General features: G+C 30.0%; 15 protein-coding genes. 11 read left to right on the top strand and 4 right to left on the bottom strand.

Annotation, left to right across the window (positions count from 1 at the left end; genetic code table 11):
- Positions 1-62: 62 nt before the first annotated feature.
- Both CAMP5060_RS00665 and CAMP5060_RS00660 read left to right on the top strand, forming a co-directional pair.
- A complete protein-coding gene (locus tag CAMP5060_RS00665; RefSeq protein ID WP_214100389.1) occupies positions 63-1,313 on the top strand; it encodes an MFS transporter in 1,251 nt (416 codons plus the stop codon).
- Positions 1,310-3,319: a CocE/NonD family hydrolase gene (locus CAMP5060_RS00660; RefSeq protein ID WP_263667166.1), complete on the top strand. Its 2,010-nt coding sequence runs from the start codon at positions 1,310-1,312 to the stop codon at positions 3,317-3,319. The genes CAMP5060_RS00665 and CAMP5060_RS00660 overlap by 4 nt, the downstream gene beginning before the upstream one ends.
- A 29-nt stretch (positions 3,320-3,348) precedes the next feature.
- Here the strand turns inward: CAMP5060_RS00660 and CAMP5060_RS00655 are convergent, their stop codons facing one another.
- Together CAMP5060_RS00655 and CAMP5060_RS00650 are read right to left on the bottom strand one after the other, a co-directional pair.
- Positions 3,349-6,861 (bottom strand): acyl-[ACP]--phospholipid O-acyltransferase, encoded by a 3,513-nt coding sequence (locus tag CAMP5060_RS00655; RefSeq protein WP_337217711.1) that lies wholly within the window; start codon positions 6,859-6,861, stop codon positions 3,349-3,351.
- A gap of 69 nt (positions 6,862-6,930) precedes the next feature.
- Positions 6,931-7,539 (bottom strand): NAD(P)H-dependent oxidoreductase, encoded by a 609-nt coding sequence (locus CAMP5060_RS00650; RefSeq protein ID WP_263708170.1) that lies wholly within the window; start codon positions 7,537-7,539, stop codon positions 6,931-6,933.
- Positions 7,540-7,666: 127 nt separating this feature from the next.
- Between CAMP5060_RS00650 and CAMP5060_RS00645 the strand changes: the two genes are divergently transcribed.
- The 4 genes from CAMP5060_RS00645 to gltS all read left to right on the top strand — a co-directional run bounded on the left by CAMP5060_RS00645 (position 7,667) and on the right by gltS (position 13,393).
- On the top strand, positions 7,667-8,800 hold the full coding sequence (locus CAMP5060_RS00645) for an efflux RND transporter periplasmic adaptor subunit (protein ID WP_261529705.1): 1,134 nt from the start codon (positions 7,667-7,669) through the stop codon (positions 8,798-8,800).
- Positions 8,797-10,728, top strand: coding sequence for an ABC transporter permease (locus tag CAMP5060_RS00640; protein ID WP_214125512.1), 1,932 nt, complete (start codon positions 8,797-8,799; stop codon positions 10,726-10,728). The genes CAMP5060_RS00645 and CAMP5060_RS00640 overlap by 4 nt, the downstream gene beginning before the upstream one ends.
- Position 10,729: 1 nt before the next feature.
- The gene (locus tag CAMP5060_RS00635; protein WP_261529706.1) at positions 10,730-12,070 is read left to right on the top strand and encodes a TolC family protein; all 1,341 of its coding nucleotides are present in this window, start codon (positions 10,730-10,732) and stop codon (positions 12,068-12,070) included.
- 114 nt (positions 12,071-12,184) lie between these two features.
- A complete protein-coding gene (gltS, locus tag CAMP5060_RS00630; protein ID WP_087699901.1) occupies positions 12,185-13,393 on the top strand; it encodes a sodium/glutamate symporter in 1,209 nt (402 codons plus the stop codon).
- A 28-nt stretch (positions 13,394-13,421) separates the two neighbouring features.
- Here gltS and nth read toward each other — a convergent pair whose 3' ends face one another.
- Positions 13,422-14,045 (bottom strand): endonuclease III, encoded by a 624-nt coding sequence (gene nth, locus CAMP5060_RS00625; RefSeq protein WP_214136143.1) that lies wholly within the window; start codon positions 14,043-14,045, stop codon positions 13,422-13,424.
- A gap of 78 nt (positions 14,046-14,123) precedes the next feature.
- Here nth and CAMP5060_RS00620 point away from each other — a divergent pair, with 78 nt between their 5' ends.
- The 5 genes from CAMP5060_RS00620 to CAMP5060_RS00600 all read left to right on the top strand — a co-directional run bounded on the left by CAMP5060_RS00620 (position 14,124) and on the right by CAMP5060_RS00600 (position 19,218).
- Entirely contained in the window at positions 14,124-14,939 is an 816-nt protein-coding gene (locus CAMP5060_RS00620) for a peptidylprolyl isomerase (protein WP_087699905.1), read from the top strand.
- Positions 14,939-16,003 carry a class II fructose-bisphosphate aldolase gene (fbaA, locus tag CAMP5060_RS00615; protein WP_337217710.1) on the top strand — a complete coding sequence of 355 codons (1,065 nt, stop codon included), beginning with the start codon at positions 14,939-14,941 and terminating at the stop codon, positions 16,001-16,003. Before CAMP5060_RS00620 ends, fbaA begins: the two co-directional genes overlap by 1 nt.
- A 75-nt stretch (positions 16,004-16,078) precedes the next feature.
- Complete coding sequence (locus CAMP5060_RS00610; protein ID WP_337217709.1) at positions 16,079-17,410, top strand: MotA/TolQ/ExbB proton channel family protein; 1,332 nt, start codon at positions 16,079-16,081, stop codon at positions 17,408-17,410.
- Positions 17,397-18,347 carry an OmpA family protein gene (locus CAMP5060_RS00605; protein ID WP_214100397.1) on the top strand — a complete coding sequence of 317 codons (951 nt, stop codon included), beginning with the start codon at positions 17,397-17,399 and terminating at the stop codon, positions 18,345-18,347. The genes CAMP5060_RS00610 and CAMP5060_RS00605 overlap by 14 nt, the downstream gene beginning before the upstream one ends.
- The gene (locus tag CAMP5060_RS00600; protein WP_263667160.1) at positions 18,334-19,218 is read left to right on the top strand and encodes a 1-aminocyclopropane-1-carboxylate deaminase/D-cysteine desulfhydrase; all 885 of its coding nucleotides are present in this window, start codon (positions 18,334-18,336) and stop codon (positions 19,216-19,218) included. Before CAMP5060_RS00605 ends, CAMP5060_RS00600 begins: the two co-directional genes overlap by 14 nt.
- On the opposite strand, the gene CAMP5060_RS00595 is transcribed toward CAMP5060_RS00600, so the two are convergent.
- Positions 19,189-20,553, bottom strand: a complete 1,365-nt coding sequence (locus CAMP5060_RS00595; RefSeq protein WP_261529711.1) for a sodium-dependent transporter — start codon at positions 20,551-20,553, stop codon at positions 19,189-19,191. The two genes, CAMP5060_RS00600 and CAMP5060_RS00595, sit on opposite strands and share 30 nt — an antisense overlap.
- Positions 20,554-20,581: the final 28 nt, after the last annotated feature.

Here is a 20,581-nt window from a genome sequence, read left to right as displayed (position 1 = left end):
ATATTTATTTTTGAATAAAAAAATAAAAAAATCATATATAGTATAAAAAAGGAGGTTGGTTGATGTATCAAAATGAAAAACATAGTTTAAAAAATAATTTTTTTACACTTTTACTGTTATCTTTTTGTGGATCTATTATTTATGGTTTGCCTTATTTTAGAAAGTATTATTATGATGATTATATGAGTCTTTATCATTTAAATAATTTTGAAATGGGGCTTTTGGGTAGTGCTTATGGATTGCTTGGTTTGTTTTCTTATGCTTTAGGAGGTTATTTAGCAGATCGTTTTGCACCAAAAAAATTATTGATTTTTTCTTTAATTGCTACAGGGTTTGGTGGTTTGTTGCATTTATATTTTACTTCTTTAAATGCGCTTTTGATTATTTATGGAATCTGGGGAATTACTTCATTATTAACTTTTTGGCCTTCTTTGATGAAGATAGTAAGAAGTTTGGCAAATTCTAAAGAGCAAGCAAAAGCTTATGGAATTTTTGAAGGTGGTAGAGGTGTTGTTGGTGCTGCACATTTGGCTATAGCTACAAGTATTTTTGGATATTTTCAAACAAAAGCTTTAGCCGCACAAGGTATAGAAATGGTTATTATTTTTTATTCTATAGCTCCTATTGCAAGTGCTGTTTTATTATTTTTTCTTTTAAAAGATGAAGTTAATGAACAAAGCGAGAAGATTAAAATCAAAGATTTAGTTTTTCTTTTGAAAAATTCTGCTCTTTGGCTTGTGGTTGCTATTACTTTTTGTACCTATTTTTTTAATATGAGCTTTTATTATTTTACTCCTTATGCAAGTAATGTGATAGGGGCTTCTGCTGTTTTTGCAGCTATTTTAACAGTATTAGCTCAATATATTCGTCCTGTTTCTTCTGTGGTAGGTGGGTTTATAGCAGATGGATATGGAAAGGCTAAAATAATGATGATAGGCTTTATTTTAATGGGAATTGGTGTTATTTTTTTAATGCTTAGTTCAAAATTAAATGGATTTTTGCAAATGAGCGTTTTAACTTCTGCTTGTGTGGTAATTTATGTAGCTATGTATTCTAATTTTGGAATTTATTATTCTTTACTTAGTGAGGGAAAAATTCCTATTCATTTAGCAGGTATGGCCATAGGTATTGTATCTACTTTTGGATATTTACCTGAGGTTTTTGCACCTTTGCTTGCTGGAGATTTATTAGATAGATATCCAGGTGTAAAAGGTTTTCATATATATTTTACTATTATGATAGCTATGGCTATTTTGGGTGTAATGTTTTGTTTGATTTGGATTAAAAAATACAATAAAAAGGAGATGAAATGAAAGAAATTATTTTTGATTTTAAAAATAAGGTTAGAGTGATAGAAAATGAATGGATAGTTTTAAAAGATGGCACCAAACTTTCATCACGAATTTGGCTTCCTCAGGTAAAAGAAAAAGTTCCTGCTATATTAGAATACATTCCTTATAGAAAAAATGATGGAACAAGAGGTAGAGATGAGCCTATGCATGGATATTTTAGCGGTAATGGCTATGCGGTTGTTAGAGTTGATATTAGAGGAAGTGGGGAATCTGATGGTTTATTAGAAGATGAATATTTAAAGCAAGAACAAGATGATGCCTTAGAAGTTATTGAGTGGATAGCAAAGCAAGAATGGTGTAATGGAAATATTGGTATGATGGGTAAATCTTGGGGTGGATTTAATTCTTTACAAGTTGCAGCAAGAAGACCTAAAAATTTAAAAGCTATTATAGTGGTAGGTTTTACTGATGATAGATTTAATGAAGATATTCATTATAAAGGTGGATGTTTGCTTAATGATAATTTTTGGTGGGGTAATATCATGCTTGCATATCAATCACGCTTTGTTGATCCAAAAATTGATCCAAATGGTAGAAATAAATGGCTCAATAGGCTTGAGAATATGCCTTTATGGCCCACATTGTGGCTTGAGCATACTTTAAAAGATGACTATTGGAAGCATGGATCTGTTAGAGAAAATTATGATGATATACAAGTTCCTGTTTTTGCATTAGATGGGTGGGCTGATTCTTATACTAATCCTGTTTTTACTCTAATGAATGGTTTAAAAGTTCCAAAAAAAGCTATCGTTGGTCCTTGGGCTCATGTTTATCCTCATGATGGCTCTCCTTTACCTGCAATGGGCTTTTTACAAGAAGCACTTAAATGGTGGGACAAATGGCTTAAAAATGAAGAAAATGATGCGCTTGAAGCTCCTATGATACAAGCATATATTGAAAATAGCTCTAAGCCAAATTCAAAAACAGAGAAAGTAGAAGGTCGTTTTGTTGGTTTAAATGATTTTAAAAATGATATTAGCTATAAAAAATACTATTTAAATCCGTATAAACTAATATGCAAAAAATCAAGTGAATTTATCAAAATCAACACTCCATTAAATCATGGGCTTTTATCCGGAGAGTGGATGGGGGCTGGTGTTTTAGGAGAAAGTCCTAGTGATCAAAGGCTAGATGATGGGATGGCAGTTGTTTTTGAAAGTGATTTTTTAGAACAAGATTTAGATATTTTGGGTTTTCCAGTTTTAAATGTAAAAATTGCAAGTGATCAAGAAAAAGCTATGCTCTTTGCTCAGCTTAGTGAAGTTAGAGCTGATGGTTTTGTAAAAAGAGTAAGTTATGGAGTGATCAATCTTGCATTAAGTGATGATAAAGAGCAATTTATACCTTTAAAAAAAGATGAATTTATCCAAAAGCAAATCAAACTTGATGCTTGTGGATATAGATTTGCTAAGGGTTCTAAGATAAGATTATCATTAGCGAATTCTTTTTGGCCTATGTTTTGGCCTATGCCAAAAATTTCAACCTTGACTTTAGATTTAAATGAGTGTGAATTTAATTTGCCATGTTTTAGTGGTCAAGATAGCGATAAAATCAATATGCAAGCACAAAGTGCTCCTTTGACCCCAATAACACTTTTAGAAGAAGGTAGGGTAGATAGAAGCATTTCTTATGATATTTTAAACGATACTTGGACTTGTATTACAGATGGTGTTGGTGGAGTTTTTGGAGAAGGTATTTATAGGTTTGATGAGGTTGATGTTTTAGTAAAGCATAATTTAAAAAGAGAATTAAAACTTCAAAATGAAAACCCATTAAGCGCGCAATATACCATTACTCAAACAATGCAAATAGGACGTGAAGGTTGTATGATGGAGGCGGATATAATCTTAACACAAACTAGTGATTTGGAGTATTTTTATATTAAGGGAAAAATAGCAGTCAAAGAAAACGATAAGCTTGTTTTTGATAAAAAATATGATTATAAAACTAAAAGAAATAGTTTGTAAAATTTCCCAAAGTAAAATTACTTTGGGAATTAATTTTCTTGTAAGATTTTAGCTAAATCTTTAGCGCCCTTTAAATCCACTTTACCAGAACCTAAAAGCGGAATTTGTTCTACTTTAAAATATTTACTTGGTTTAAAAATAGCAGGCATAGTAGAGTTTTTAATCACTTCGCAAATTCCATCAAAATCTTGCTCTTGACATTCTACTAATAAGCATACCATTTCACCTTTTTTATCATCATCTAGTGCCACTGCACAAAATTTTACTATATCTGTATTGATAAATTTAGCAATTTCTTCTTCTAAAGCTCCTAAAGATATCATTTCTCCACCAATTTTTGCAAAACGAGAATAACGATCTACTATATATAAAAAGCCATCCTCATCTACATGACCTTTATCACCGGTATTATACCAGCGTATGCTATCGATTTCTTTGATAACTTCATCGGTTTTTTCTTTATTGTTTAAATAGCCTACCATAACCTGATGGCCACCAATGAGTATTAATCCATCTTCTCCATGATTTAAACTTTCATAAGTAGATGGATCTACTATGCGTATAGCACTTCCTGGTAAAGGCATACCTACGCTACCTTCTTTATTTGCACGATGTAAAATCCAATAATCAGGATCAAATTTATTCGGTAAATTCACACTTGCAACCGGAGTGGTTTCAGTAGCTCCATAGCCTTCAAAAATAGGTTTTTTAAATTTCATTTCAAAGGCGCTTCTTACTTCGCTTTTGAGTTTTTCAGCACCTGAGACGATAATCCTTAAGCTTTCAAACATAATCGCATCAAGTTTTTTATTTCTTGCATAAATACCTAGAAAAGTTGAAGTAGCACACATAATGCTAACATTATTTTTTACTATAGCTTTTGCTACACCTAGCGCATCTGTTGGATCAGCATGTGTTATGCTTTTAATCCCTTCTAATAAAGGCATAAAAGTAGTTACAGTTAATCCAAAAGCATGAAAAGGTGGCAAAGAAGATAAGACAACATCTTCATTTTTTGCACATAATACATCTGAAATTTGAGCTATATTGCTTAAAATATTGCGATTATTTAACATTACTCCTTTAGGCGTTCCTTCGCTACCACTACTAAATAATATAGCAGCTATGGCAAGGTTTTGTTTGTTAGGTGCAAATAATGCTTTTATTAAACAAGTAGGTAAAATACTTACCAAAGCAAGTATAGAAAAGATTTTGAGTTTTTGTTTTTTAAAGCTTGCGATAACATCTTCCATAAAAATGATTCTAACATGCTCTTCAAATTCTAGTTTTATACCTTTATTTTCTAATTTTTCCATAAATTTTCTAGAAGTATAAATTTGTTGAATTTGAGAACTTTGAATGGCTTGATTAATCGCTTTTACACCTGCTGTGAAATTTAAATTTACCACGATTTTATTGGCAAGTAATACAGCTAGATTACAAAGAGAGCTAGCCATAGAAGCAGGGAGTAAAATTCCCACGCATTCTTCTTTTGGAGCATAGCTTCCTTGGGTAGGTTGTATATTTAGCTCATGCGATTTATTTTTTATGAAAGAGCTAAAAACTAAACTTAAAGCAAGCATTTTTCTATAAGTAATACCACCTATTAAAGGATCAACAATAGCTATTTGACTTAAATTTCTTTTAGCGCTATCTATCCAAGCTCTGGCTATAGTATGCATACTTTCACATTGAGATTTCCAAGCAATAAAAGAAAGTTCAAAAACTTTTGCTTTAACCACTTCTTTTTTAGTGTGTATTGGTAAGCTTTTTCCAAAAGCAATAGCGATTTTTCTTTTGCTTATTTTGCGGTTTCTTGCTGAAAATTCTTCATCACTTCTTGAAAAAGCACTTCCCCAAAGTCCTCTAATATAAAAAGGCAAAATCACTCCATCTTGTTCTTCTAATTTTGAGCAAACTAACTCAAATCCACCTTTAAATTCATTAAGCTGTCCATGGCGTGAAAGTACTCCTTCTGGGAAAAGACAAACTAAATTTCCATTTTTAATATGCATAGCAATAAGCTCTAAGCTTGATTTGCTAGAAGCACTTGAAACAGGAATAACTCCAAATTTATCAAGAAAAATTTTAATATACCACTTAGAATAAATGCTTTTTTCCATAACAAAATAAATTTTTCTTGGTATAGCCATTTGTACAATAGCCCAATCTATAAAAGATATATGATTACCAAGCAATAATGCTCCACCTTTTTCAGGAATATTTTCAAAACCTTCTACTAATAAACGATAGCGTTGAAAAAACGCTATGCTCATTAATAAACGCACCAAAGAAAAAGGCAATTTACTTAGCACATAAATGCTTCCAAAAAATGCCACAGCGATGATAAAATAAAACAAATTTATCACTTCAAATTTAGCATATGCAACAAAAGTAGCTAGTGCTAAAAAGCCTAACATAAAAATATTTTGTATAAAATTATTACCCGCTAAGACTTTTCCTAGTTCATTTTCTTTTGCATGAAATTGTATGAGAGAATTTAAAGGTATGATAAAAAATGCCCCGCTTAAACCAAAAATAAAAAATATCACACTATAACTTAGTAAGTTTTCTAAAAATGGCATTAAAATGCTCATTAGAAAAATCCCTAAAGCACCTAGTGGTATAAGACCTAATTCGATATAATTTTTAGAAAACTTACCACTAATAAGCGATCCTATAATCACTCCTATACCAGAAAAAGCTAAAGAGCATTGTACGTAAAAGGTATTTTCTATGAAAAGATCATTTTTTGCATATACAGGAAAACTCACTAAATAAAGTTGTGATATGGCCCAAAAAAGTGAAATTCCTACAATGCAAAGCCAAATGATTTTATGAGAAAATATTGTTTTTAAATTAGAGGCTAAAAGCTTTCCTTGAAAATATTGTTTTTTATCAAAACTTAAACTTTTATCTTCTTCTTTTAAACAAGGAAGTTTATAAGCTAAAAAAAGTTCTAATAAAGCAAAAGCTATTAATACAAAACCCAAAGGTGCAATTTGTATTAAAATATCTGAAGGAGTGTTAAAATTTGGATCAAAAAGCATTTCAAAGCTTAGAGAAAATACCGCCATACCCGCTAAAATAGCCACAATACTTACTGCGTTTACAGCTCCATTTCCCATAGCTAAAAGCTCTTTTCCTACTAATTCTTTTATAAAACCATATTTTGCAGGAGAGTATAAGGCAGATTGTACTCCCATGATAAAAGTCATTACAAAAGCAAGCCAAAATGCTCCAAGATAATAACACAAACAAATAATACAAGTTAATATTACTGAAAATAATGCAGATATTTTCATGATTTTATTTTTAGGAAATTTATCTGCTAAAAATCCAGAAGGTGAAAGCATAAGGATAAAAGGTAAAAGCATCAAAGCATTAACAATAGCAGTTAGAAAAAGTTGGGTGCCATCTTCATAAAATTTATAGATAGTGTTTTGTATAATGATTTTGTGTCCTAAATCTACAAAAGCATTAATAAAAGCTACTGCTAAAAATGGCAATACGCCAAAAATCTTTAAAAAATTTCCTTGCATTTAAAACTCCATTTTATTTTAAAAATATTATTTTATTATATAAAATTTAAATGGAGTTTTGATATTTGATTAATCTTTAAATTCTACCACTTCATTAAATGCAAAACGAGCTTTTTCTACGCTAGTATTTTCTTGGGTATGTCCTAAAGTAATGAGCATAGAAACTCTTTGTTTAGTGGTGTCTAAATTTAAATATTGATTGATTTTATCTTTATCAAAGCCACCGATAATACATGAGCCCAAATTTAAACTATAAGCAGCGTTGATAATATTTGCAATAGCAAGATAACTTTGTTCTTTGGCATAAATAAAACTTTGTTCTAAATCCATTGCGTCTAAAAATGGCTTATAAGTTTGCAAGCGTTTGTTTAACTCTTCTTGGCTTAAACCTCTCTTTTTTAGTTTTTCTTCAAAATAATCTTTAAAATCAGCCCTTGAAATTACAACTATAATAGCAGCACAATTTGCTACATGGCTTTGATTATTAGCTATTTTAGCAATTTCTTTTTTATGTTCATCTTTTTGAAAAACTAAGAATTTCCAAGGTTCAAGTCCTAAGGAACTAGGAGATAATCTAGCGCATTCTAAGATATATTCTAAATTCTCTTTAGAAATTTTTTCTTGGGTGTAAGCTCTAATAGAAGAGCGATTTTGCATTAAATTTAAATAATCTTGCATTATTTTTCCTTTTTTTGATTTATCTTATATCTTATAAGCTTTAAAATTGTTAAAATTATATTTTATTGTTACAATTTTATTTTTACTTCATACAAATGTTTTATTATATGATTTTTAAAGGATTAAAATGAAAAAAATAATTTATTTAAGCATATTTTTGATTATACTCATTATAGGGGTGTATTTTTTCTTTTTTGCAAATAAGGAAGAATATAATTATCTAACTTATGAAGTTAAAAAACAAGATATTACTCAAAGTATAGAGGCAATAGGCGAAGTTTATGCAAAAACACAAGTTGATGTTGGTGCGCAAGTTAGTGGGCAAATTACTAAACTTTATGTAAAATTAGGTGATCATGTTAATGAGGGTGATTTAATCGCACAAATTGATAAAGATAAGCAACAAAATGATTTAGATATTACCAAAGCTCAGCTTGAAAGCGCAAAGGCAAATTTAGAAAGCAAAAAAATCGCTCTTGATATAGCTACTAAACAATACCAAAGAGAGCAAAAGCTTTATGCCAAAAAGGCTACTTCCTTAGAAAATCTAGAAAATCTTAAAAATACTTTTTATGCCCTAAGGGCAAATGTGGCTGATTTAAAAGCTCAAACTACTCAACTTGAAATTTCTTTAAAAAATGCTCAAAAAGATTTAGCTTATACCACTATAACTGCACCTAGTAAGGGTGAGATTATTAATGTAGCAGTTGAAGAGGGGCAAACTGTAAATGCAAACCAAAATACACCAAGTATAGTGCGTTTGGCTGATTTAAGTGAAATGGAAATTCGTATGCAAATAGCTGAAGCTGATATTAATAAAATCAGTGTTGGAAAAAAGGTTAAATTTAGCATTTTAAACGAACCTGATAAAAAATACGAAGCAACTATTTCAAGCATAGATCCAGCAAATACTACTATAAGTGATGCAACAAGTAATACAAATTTAAACTCAAACTCAAGTACTAGCGCTAGTGCTGTGTATTATTATGCAAGGGTTTTTGTAAAAAATGATAATAATTTTTTACGTATAGGTATGAGTACAGAAAATGAAATTGCCATTAAAACAGAAAATAATACTTTAGTTATACCAACTTTAGCTATAAAAAGCGATACAAGTGGTTATTATGTAGAAATTTTAAAAGCCAATAATATAAGTGTGAAAACACCTGTTAAATTAGGTATTAAAGATAGTTTAAATACTCAAATTTTAGATGGTATTAATGAGGGTGATTTAGTTATCATAGGTAAAAATAAAAAATGATATGCTTAGAAAATATACAAAAAAAGATTAATAATACAACTATTTTAGAAAATATTAATCTTTATATTCAAAAAGGAGAATTTGTAGCCATTATAGGACAATCAGGAAGTGGTAAAACCTCTCTTTTAAATATTATAGGCACACTTGATGAACCAAGTAGTGGAAAATATTTTTTAGATGCATATGAAGTAACTAATTTAAGTAAAGATGAAAAGGCAAGGATTAGACGCGAAAAAATTGGTTTTATTTTTCAAAGATATAATTTGCTTAGTCTTTTAAATGCTAAAGATAATGTAGCCTTACCTGCTGTTTATGCAGGTAAAAACAAACATGAAAGATCACAAAAGGCTAAGGAACTACTTTCTTTTTTAGAGCTTGATCATAAAGAATTATCAAAGCCAAATGAACTAAGTGGCGGGCAACAGCAAAGAGTTTCTATAGCAAGAGCTTTGATGAATGGTGGTGAGCTTATTTTAGCAGATGAGCCAACGGGTGCACTTGATTCTAAAAGCGGTAAGATAGTTTTAGAAATTTTAAATAAACTAAATGAGCAAGGACACACTGTAGTTTTAGTCACTCATGATAGAGAAATAGCTGCTAGAGCAAAAAGAGTTATTGAAATTAAAGATGGTAAGATTATAAGTGATAATGGTGTAAAAAAAGCAGACGAAATAAAAGCTAAGTTAATGCCAAAAGAGAAAAAAAGCTTTAATTTGCTTAAAAATCAGCTTTTTGAAAGTTTGAAAATGTCCGTAGCTTCCATTGTAGCACACAAGCTACGTTCTTTGCTTACCATGCTTGGTATTATCATAGGTATAGCTTCAGTAGTTTGCGTGGTTGCTTTAGGGCTTGGAGCCCAACAAAACATACTTGCTTCTATTAGCTCCATTGGAACTAATACCATAGAAGTTGTTTCAGGGCGTGGCTTGGGGGATATTCGATCAGGTAGAACAAGGCTAAATTTAAGTGATTTAAAAACCTTAAGTTCTTTGCCTTATTTAGAAGCAGTGGAAGCTGATGTAGGTAAAGTGGGGGTTGTAACTTATAAGAATAATTCTTTGCAGGCTAGAATTTATGGAGTAGGGCCAAATCATCTAAGACTTAGAGGTTTTGTGATGGTAGATGGTAGATTTATTAATAATGAAGATATAAAAGATAATACTAATATTTGCATTATAGATGAAAATGCTTTGAGAATTTTATTTGATAATATCAGTGCTAAAGATGTTTTAGGTAAAAGTGTGATTTTTAACAAGCAACCTTTAACCATAGTTGGTGTTTTAAAAAAAGAAAGAGACAATAAAGGCTTTAGGGCTGATGAAAATACTATTAAAATTTATACTCCTTATTCTACTTTGATGAATAAAATCACAGGAGATAAGCAAATAAGAGCTATAGTAACTAAGGTAAAAGATGAGGTAAATCCTGCTTTAGCTGAAGAGGCTATGGTAAAAATTTTAGAAATTAAACGCGGAAAAAAAGATTTTTTCACTATAAATTCTGACGCGATTAAAAATGCTATTGAGGAAAATACTGCTACTTTAACTTTACTTATTTCCTCTATTGCAGTGGTATCTTTGATAGTAGGCGGCATTGGTGTGATGAATATCATGCTTGTTTCGGTGAGTGAGCGTACAAGGGAAATTGGAGTTAGAATGGCTATTGGGGCTAGAAAAGAAGATATTTTAATGCAGTTTTTAATAGAAGCTGTATTGATTTGTTCTTTAGGGGCTATTTTTGGAGTAATGCTTTCTTTTATCATTATTGAAGTATTTAATTCTTTAAATTTTGGTTTTACAATGATACTTTCGTTAAATTCAGTATTTTTAGGGCTTTTAAGTTCAGTTTTAATCGGAGTGGTTTTTGGATTTTTCCCAGCAAAAAATGCAGCAAATTTAAATCCTATTAGTGCTTTATCAAAGGAATGAGATGAGAATATTTTTATTATTTTTTATAGCCTTTTTTTTAAATGCTTGCGTAGGAGTAAAATTAGAGCAAGTATTTCAAGAGCAAATAAAAAAAGAATATTTTGAAGATTTTAACGCAAGTAAGGCTTGGTGGGAAAAATATAATAATCAAGATTTAAATAATATCTTAAAAGCTATTATTGATAATAACAAAGATTTAAATGTAGCAAGAGTTAATTTTTTAAGCACTTTAGCTAGATATAAGCTTTTAAATTTAGATCTTTATCCTACTTTGAGTGGAAATTTAGGTGCAAATATAAGAAAAAATTTAAACAATGGCACAGAAATGCATAGTTTTTCAAATGGCATTATATTAAATTATGAGCTTGATATATATGGAAAAATTTCAGATCAAGTTGCTAGTTCTGAATTTTTAGCAAAAGCAAGTGAATATGAGTTACGCTCTTTAGAGCTTGATACGATTAATTTAGCGATTAATAGTATTTTTGAATTGATTTATTTTAATGATGTAGATCGCTTACTAAATAATCATTTAAAAAATCTTGAGCAAATGCTAGAAATTTATACTACTAAATTTGATTATGGCAAGGTTGAGTATATTGATCTTTTAAATATCAAAAAGTCTTTATTAAATACTAAACAAAACATCATTACAAATTTGCAAAATAAAGACTTAACACTTAAAAATATAAAAGATTTGTTAGGTAAAGATGATGAGTTTTTGATTAATAAAATGCTAAATTATACTCTTGAAGATTTTTCATTGCAAAAAATTAATTTTGATATAGAGCTAAAAATACTTGCTTATAGACCACAAGTTCAAGCAAAACTAAATCAACTTATGGCTTCTTATAAAGATTATACAAGTGTGCAAAAAAGCATTTTACCTAGCATAAAAATATTGGGAAATTTAGATGGGAGTGATAAAAATTTTGATGAGAGTTTTAAATTTTTAATCTTAGGTGGAAATGTTGTTATTGACTTACCATTTTTAGACTTTTATAGAGTAAGACAAAATGTAAAAATTTCTGAATTTGCATACCAAGCACGCTTATATGAGTATAAGGATACATTGCAAAGAGCTATTCATGAGTTTAAGCTTTGTTATGAAAATGATAAATACTATAATGATTTGTTAAATTTAGTAAAAGACATTAATATTAATCAAGCAAAAATTACACAATTATATTTTGAAAAATATGAATTAGGGCGTAATGAGCTAAAAGATTATCTTGATGCAGATGCTTTGCTTATTAATTCACTTCAAGAGCTTAATAGAGCAAAACTATCTTTGCTTAAAAATATTAATTTGTATCATAATATAGTCTTGATTTCAGAGTAAAATAGACTTAAAAATGTTTCATTTTGTAATATTTAAGTAAAGAGTGGTATTTAATTGCGTTGTTTTAAAGTCATTTAGAATACAATTGAGAAATAAATCAAACAAAGGAGAGGTATGAAATTTGATTTTTATGCAACGCTAGTTACTATGGTTATAGTATTGCTTCTAGGCGTTTTTGTCATTAAAAGGGTAAAATTTCTTCGTGATTATAATATCCCTGAACCAGTTGTTGGTGGTGGAATAGCTGCGATTATTCTTTTAATCTTACATAGTTCTTTTTCATTAAATATTAAATTTGATGAATCTATGAAAGATCCACTAATGCTTGCATTTTTCTCAAGTATTGGTTTGTTGGCTGATTTTGCTTCACTTAAAAAAGGTGGTAAAAAGTTAGCAATTTTTTTAGTAGTAGTTGTAGGTTTACTTTTTGCACAAAATATAGTTGGTATAGGTGTGGCAAGTGCTATGGGACAAAATCCACTTATGGGGCTTATAGCAGGTTCTGTTACAATGAGTGGTGGTCATGGTACAGGTGCAGCTTGGGCAGCTGAATTTATCAAAGAACCTTATTTATATTCTAGTGCAACTACTGTTGCTATTGCTTGTGCAACTTTTGGACTTATTTCAGGTGGTATTATAGGTGGTCCTGTTGCAAGATATTTAGTCAATAAATATAAACTAGTGGTTCCAAAACAAAATGATGATAAAGATGCGATTTTAAATTTCCAATCTCCAGAAAAAGAAAGATTGATCACTCCATCTTCTTTTATAGAGTCTTTAGCATTAATTGCTTTATGTTTATTAATAGGTAATGCTTTATCTACTTATATTAAAACAAATACAGGTTTTACTTTGCCAACTTTTGTGTATTGTCTTTTTGTAGGTGTTGTTTTAAGAAATGTTTTATCAGCTACAAAAATTCACCATGTGTTTGATAGAGAAGTTTCAGTTTTAGGTAATGTAAGCTTATCTTTATTTCTAGCTTTAGCGTTAATGACTATTAACCTTTGGGATCTAGTAACCCTTGCACTGCCGATGTTGGTAATTTTAATAGTGCAAGTTGCTATGATGGCTGCTTTTGCTATATTTGTAACCTTTAGAGTATGTGGAAAAGACTATGATGCAGCGGTTTTAGCAGCAGGTCATTGTGGTTTTGGTTTAGGTGCTACTCCAACAGCTATGGTCAATATGCAAACTGTAACAAATCACTATGGTATGAGCCATATGGCATTTATTATTGTACCTTTAGTAGGCGCATTTTTCATAGATATAGTAAATGCCTTAGTGATTAATGCTTTCTTGTATCTACCATTCTTTCATTAAAATCATCTAGCACTAAATTGGTGCTAGATTAAATTTTTTTATCTTTACTCTTACATAAATGATTTAAAAAACACTCTTTACATAAAGGATTTTTAGCCTTGCATGTATAGCGTCCAAAAAGCACCATAGCTTGATGAAGATAGTTTAGATTATCTTTAAAAATTTTAGTTAAGTCTTTTTCTGTTTCTTCAGGAGTTTTAGCTTTGCTAAGATTAAGTCTGTGAGAAACTCTAAATACATGGGTATCTACAGCCATACAATTAGCCCCACACCATTCTATCATCACCACATGTGCAGTTTTTTGTCCTACTCCTGCTAGAGTTTTTAAATCTTGCTCGTCCATTGGAATTTCACCATTAAATTGCTCGCAAACTGCTTGAGCCATTTTGATTAAATTTTGTGCTTTATTATTATAAAATGAGCAAGAATTAATCAAAAGCTTTAAAGATGATAAATTTGCTTTAGCTAAATCTTGCACGCTAGGATAAGCTTTAAATAAAGCCGGCGTGATGAGATTGACCCTTTTGTCAGTACATTGTGCTGAAAGCATAACACAAACTATAAGCTCGTAAGCATTGCTAAAAACTAATTCTGTTTTTGCTTGTCCAAAATGCTCTAAAAACAATTTTTTAATTTCTAAATTTCTTTTCATAAACTTATTGTATGTTAATCGGCTTTAAATAAAGTTTAGATATAATAAAATCAACAAAACTATTTCAAAGGAAAAACAATGAAAAAAATTTCTTTAGTTGCCGCGGCTTTATTAACAGGTTTAAGTTTAAATGCTGCGGTGGTTGCAACCCTTGATGGAAACAATATTAGTGATACAGAGGTAAATGAGTTTTTTGCTCCTATGTTAAGAGGTGCTAAAATCACTGATTTGCCGGCTGAACAAAAAAAAGCAATTATTGATCAATATATCATTCAACAACTTGTATTAAAAGATGCTAAAGCTCAAAAAATAGAAAATGATCCTTCATATAAAGAAGAATTAGAGCGTGCTAAAGAAGCTATTTTGGTAAATATCTATCAAAAGAAAATTTTTGATTCAATTAAAAACAATGATGCTAAAGCTAAAAAATTCTATGAAGCAAATAAAGATAAATTCACTAAACCAGCTCAAGTAAAAGCTAAACATATTTTAGTAACTAGTGAAAAAGAAGCTAAAGATATTATTGCCGAGCTTAGTAAGCTAAGTGGAAAAGCTTTAAATGATAAATTTGCTCAACTTGCAAAAGAAAAATCAATTGATAAAGGCTCTTCAGCTCAAGGTGGTGATCTTGGTTGGTTTGCTGAATCAACTATGGTAAAACCATTTGCTGATGCAGCTTTTTCTATGAAAAAAGGTACTATTTCTAAAACACCAGTAAAAAGTGATTTTGGATATCATATTATCCTAAAAGAAGATGCTAGAGCAAAAAGTACTATGAGCTATAATGAAGTAAAAGCAGGTATTGAAAGCAATATCAAAATGGAAGAATTTAAAGAACTTATGAATAAAAAAGCTCAAGAACTTCTTCAAAAAGCAAAAGTGGAATACAAATAATGGGTGTATTAGATCTTGTTAAGCCAGGTGTTTTAAGTGGTGATGATCTAAATATCGTATATAATCATGCAAAAAAAGAAGGATTTGCCATCCCTGCGGTAAATGTCGTGGGGACAAATTCTATCAATGCGGTTTTAGAAAGTGCTAAAAAAGTTAATTCACCTGTGATTATTCAATTTTCAAATGGTGGAGCTAAATTTGTAGCAGGAAAAACTTGTCCAAAAGCTGATGTGCTTGGTGCTATAAGTGGTGCAAGACATGTGCATTTAATGGCAAAAGCTTATGGAGTTCCGGTAATTTTACACACAGATCATGCTGCCAGAAAACTACTTCCTTGGATTGATGCTTTGATTGAAGCAAATATTGAGTTTAAAAAAGAAACAGGCAAACCTTTGTTTAGCTCTCATATGATTGATTTAAGTGAAGAGGATTTAGAAAGCAATCTAAGTACTTGTGAAAATTATTTAAAACAAATGTCTGAACTTGGAATTTCTTTAGAGCTTGAGTTAGGATGTACGGGTGGTGAAGAAGATGGAGTAGATAATACTAATATCGATAATGCAAAATTATACACTCAGCCTGAGGATGTAGCACTAGCTTATGAGAGACTTTCTAAAATTAGTGATAGATTTTCAATCGCAGCTAGCTTTGGTAATGTACATGGAGTATATAAACCAGGAAATGTAATTTTAAGACCTGAAATTCTTAAAAACTCTCAAAATTATGTAAAAGAAAAATTCAATCTTGGCGAAGAAAAACCAATCAATTTTGTTTTCCATGGTGGTAGTGGTAGTGATATAGAAGATATCAAAGCAGCACTTAGCTATGGTGTGATAAAAATGAATATTGATACAGATACACAATGGGCTTTTTGGGATGGTGTTAGAGAGTATGAACTTAAAAATAAAGCTTATTTGCAAGGACAAATTGGTAATCCAGATGGAGAAGATAAGCCAAATAAAAAATATTATGATCCAAGAGTATGGCTTAGAGCGGGCGAAGAGAGTATGATCAAACGCTTAGAGTGCGCTTTTAGCGATTTAAATTGTATCGATAGAAACTAAGAGTTTTATAACTCTTAGTTGATTTTCCTGTGAAGATTTTAAATTTTTAGAGTAAAATTAACAAAGGTTTATAAAATGGAAGTTAAAACAACTGATGATTTTTCTGATCTTGTATTACCTGAGGGAAAAGGTAGTACAGGGATTGTTGCTTATTTAAAGATTATTTTTATCCCTGCTATATTGTATATTTTAGTGCTTTTAGGATATTTTGGAAAAATTGATTTTAAAGTAGAATTACATAGTGTTGTAATGATAGGGATTATCTTTTTGGTGGCTTTGATCTTTGCTAGACACAGTGCTGATTATGCTTCAAGTATTTTTGAGCAACAAAAAGATGAATTTAAGCTTATATTAAAACGCTATATTATGAAGCATTTTTTAGTTATAGGTAAAGAAACAAAGTCAAATGCTAGTTTTGATGATTTTGCTTATACTTATGTAAAAGATTTGAGAAATGAAAATTTTGCTTCTGTGGGTGCAGCTATTTTTCCTATGCTTGGTATTTTAGGAACTTTTATAAGTATAGCCATGTCTATGCCAAATTTTAATTCAAGCGACACAGCAGGTTTAGAACAAGAAATTTCAGTTTTATTAAATGGAGTAGGAACAGCTTTTTATGTATCAATTTATGGAATTTTCTTAGCGCTTTGGTGGATATTTTTTGAAAAATACGGCAGTAGTAAGTTCCAAAAACTTCTAAATCGTCAAAAAAATGCAACAAGCGATTTTTTCTGGTCTAAAGAAGAAATTGATAGAAAATATCTTCAAGAAAGTTTGCAACATTTTGAAAAAATAGGCACGATTTTTGAGCATGTGAGTAATGAGGAATTTTTTAAAGAATTAGATAATACAATAGATAGAAAATTCAAAGTTTTTCAAGAGCTTGTAAATGCTGAGGAAAAAGCTGTAAGATTAAGCAGTGAGCATGTAAAACAAACTATGAGCGATTTATCTAAAACCCAAAGAGAGCAAAAAGATATAGTTAAAACTTACAGTGAGATTGCAAATGCGGTAAATATGCTAAATTCAAACATAAAAGATTTAACTTTAAGAATTTCAGAGCAATATAACAGACTTTTGGATGTGAGTTCGGATAAAATTATGCATTTAGATAAAAGTGTGAGTGCTTTAGATGAAAAGGTGAATAATTTTTCAAATAATATTGAAAAATATCAAAATCTTATGCTTGATAATCAAACTAAACTTTTTGAAGGCTTTAGGGCAAGTATTATAGAGGGTATGCATACTTTTAAAGAAGCTTATGAAGATGAAAAAAATATCGATGAAAAAATTTCACTAATGCAAGAATTTAAAGAAGAAAGCAAAGAATTAGATGAGCAAACCACACAAGTTATTGCAAAGCTTGAAAATCAAAAAGAAGATGAAAAAATAGATGATAAAAAATAATTCTAACAATGAAGAAAATAACTTTTGGATAGCTTATGCAGATTTAATGGCAGGTTTGCTTTTTATATTTATTTTGCTTATTGGAGCTATAGTTGTTAAGTATGTTTTAACTCAAAGTGATTTGCAAATCATAAAAGAAAATCTACAAAAGCAAGAAGAGCGTTTAAGAGAAAACAAAGAGGAATTAAACCAAAAAGAAGATATTTTAAAAAATCTTAGTCAAAAATTAAACAATACTTCAAGTACGCTTGATGATGTTAATAAGCAAAAACAGGCTTTAGAGGCTAATATTACTAAACTTAATCAAGATTTAAATTCTAGTTTAGATGAAAAAGATCAGCAAATTTTTGCTTTGCTTGAGAGATTAAACAAAAAAGATGAAGAAATCAAAGAATTAGAGCGTAATTTTGATGAGGCAAAAAGTAAAATCAAAGAACTAGGTTTAATCAAAGAAAATACCATTAAAAATCTTCAAGCTAAATTTGACACTAATATTACTTTAGATTCTAATACAGGGGCGATAGTTTTACCTTCTGAAGTGCTTTTTGATACAAATTCTTTTACGCTAAAAGCACATGCAAAAGAAAATTTGAAAGCGATTTTAACGCAGTATTTTGACAATATTTTAAAAGATGAAAATATCTTAAATAGCATAGAAAATATAGTTATAGAAGGCCATACAGATAGTGCAGGTTCTTATATATATAATCTTGATTTATCACAAAAAAGAGCTTATGCTGTGATGAGTTTTATACATTCATTTTACAAAGATCCAAGATTGCAAAAACTTTTAATGGCAAGTGGTAGGTCTTATTCTGATGTGATTATGAAAGATGGTAAAGAAGATAAAGAAGCAAGCCGTAGAATAGAGATTAAGTTTAATATCAATACAAATAATGCTTTAGAAAAGGTTGAAAAATACCTTGAAAGCAAGTAGAATTGATGTTTTAAAATACAAAGATTTTGAATTTTTACTCAAAAGAGATGATTTATTAGGTTATATCAATGGAAATAAGGCTAGAAAACTAGCCTTTTTTGAAAAAAACAAACATTTATTTAAAAAAGGACAAAGATTTATTTCTTTTGGTTCTTCTCAAAGTAATGCTTTAGTTGCTTTAGCTAAGTTTTGTTACGAAAATGATTTTTCACTTATTTTTGTTTGTGAAAAAATGAGTTCTTTTTTAAAAGAAAATCCCCATGGAAATTTAGATTTTGCATTAAAACATAATGTGGAGTTGATAGAAAATACAAATTATCCTACAAGAAGATTACAAGCTTTAGCCTTAAAAAAAGATGATGATGTTTTTATAGAAGAGGGTGTGGCTATAAAAGAAGCTGAATTTGGATACCAACAACTAGCCTTAGAGCTTAGTGGGCAGTTGAATGAAAATGTAAGTATTTTTTTACCCTCAGGTACAGGAACTTCTGCGGCTTTTTTGGCTAAATATAGTAAATTTAAAGTTTTTACATGTGCTTGTGTAGGTGATAGTGCGTATTTAAAAGAGCAAATTTTAAGCTTAGAGTCAAATTATGATTTTGATAATTTAACCATATTAAACCCACCTAAAAAATATCATTTTGCTAAGCCTTATTTGGAATTTTATGAGCTTTATCAAGATTTAAAAAAAGAATGTGGGGTGGAGTTTGATCTGCTTTATGATATGGTGGGTTTTAAAACTTTATTAGCTCATAAAGAGCAACTTGGTGGAAAAATCTTATATATCCATCAAGGAGGCCTTGAAGGAAATATAAGCATGTTAAAGCGTTATGAATATAAACTAAAAAATACCAAAATAAAAAATCACTAAGATAATCAAAGGTATAATAAATTTAACATAATAATACCATAGTTTAAAAATACTTCCTTTTAGTGTATTTTGATTAGAAAGTTCATAAATAGCATCTTTTTTAAGCACCCAACCTACATATAGACAACAAAAGAATGCGGTTAAAACAAAGAATATATTTCCACTAATAAAATCAAAGCTATCAAAAATATTTTTTTCTTTGATGATAGTAATATCTTTTAAAGGACCATAAGTAAGTATACATGGTAAATTTCCCAAGACAAAAATACTTCCAAGTGTTAGATTGATAGCGGTATTTTTAGCTAGTTTAAATTTTTCTTCTAAAACACTGATGATTACTTGATAAATTGGTAAGCTTGTGGTAAGTGCAGCGATGATTAAAAGTAAAAAGAAAAACACGCAAATTATACTTCCAAAAGGTATATGTGAAAATGCAACAGGTAAGGTTTTAAAAACCAAAGATGGCCCACTATCAGGGGTTAATCCTACGCTAAATAAAGCCGGGAAAATCATAAAACCAGCAAGTACTGCTATGAGGGTATTTAAAATTCCTGTATAAACAGAAGTTTTGATTAAATTCTCATTTTTTTTAAGGTGAGATGATAAGGTTATCATTACCCCAAAGCCTAAAGATAGGGCAAAAAATACTTGTCCTAAAACATCTATAAACAATTTGGGAGTGATTTTAGAAAGATCAGGAGTAAGGTAAAATTTCACACCCTCGCTTGCTCCTTCAAGAGTTAAATTGCGTGCAACAACAACCAAAAGGCAGATAAACAAAAATGGCATAAGGTATTTTACTGATTTTTCTATGCCATCAATCACACCTTTTTTTAAGATAATCCAATTAATTATCACAAATATAGTAGTAAAAATTCCTATTAATAAAGGATTATTTTCTATAGTAGAGCTATAAAATTCGCTTGTATATTGAGCGTTAATGGGACTTGAAAGATTAAAATCGCCTATGATAATTTTAAAAATATAAGCTAAAACCCATCCGCCTATTACCATATAATAAGCCATGATTCCAAAACTTCCCAAAAGTCCCATATAGCCAACACCTTGCCAAGAATTAGATATTTTAACTCCATCACTTGTTTTTCCGCCAAAAGCATCAACTGAATTTAGCATTCTACGTCTTCCTATGACATTTTCGACCAAAATCACAGGAATTCCTATAAAAATCATAGCTATACAAAAGGCCAAAACATAAGCACCGCCTCCATTTTCACCTACTAAATATGGAAAACGCCAAGTGGCTCCAAAACCAATAGTCGCTCCTGCTACTGTAAGGATATAAGTTAGCGTATTGCTCCAAGTTTGTCTTTGCATGCTTTTTCCTTGCTAAATTTAAATAAAA

Origin of the sequence: Campylobacter sp. 1569 (assembly GCF_024723675.1) — a bacterium.
Lineage (GTDB): Bacteria > Campylobacterota > Campylobacteria > Campylobacterales > Campylobacteraceae > Campylobacter_D > Campylobacter_D jejuni_C.
Note: the sequence above shows the minus strand (reverse complement) of the source record. Positions and strands in the feature narration are given on the sequence as shown.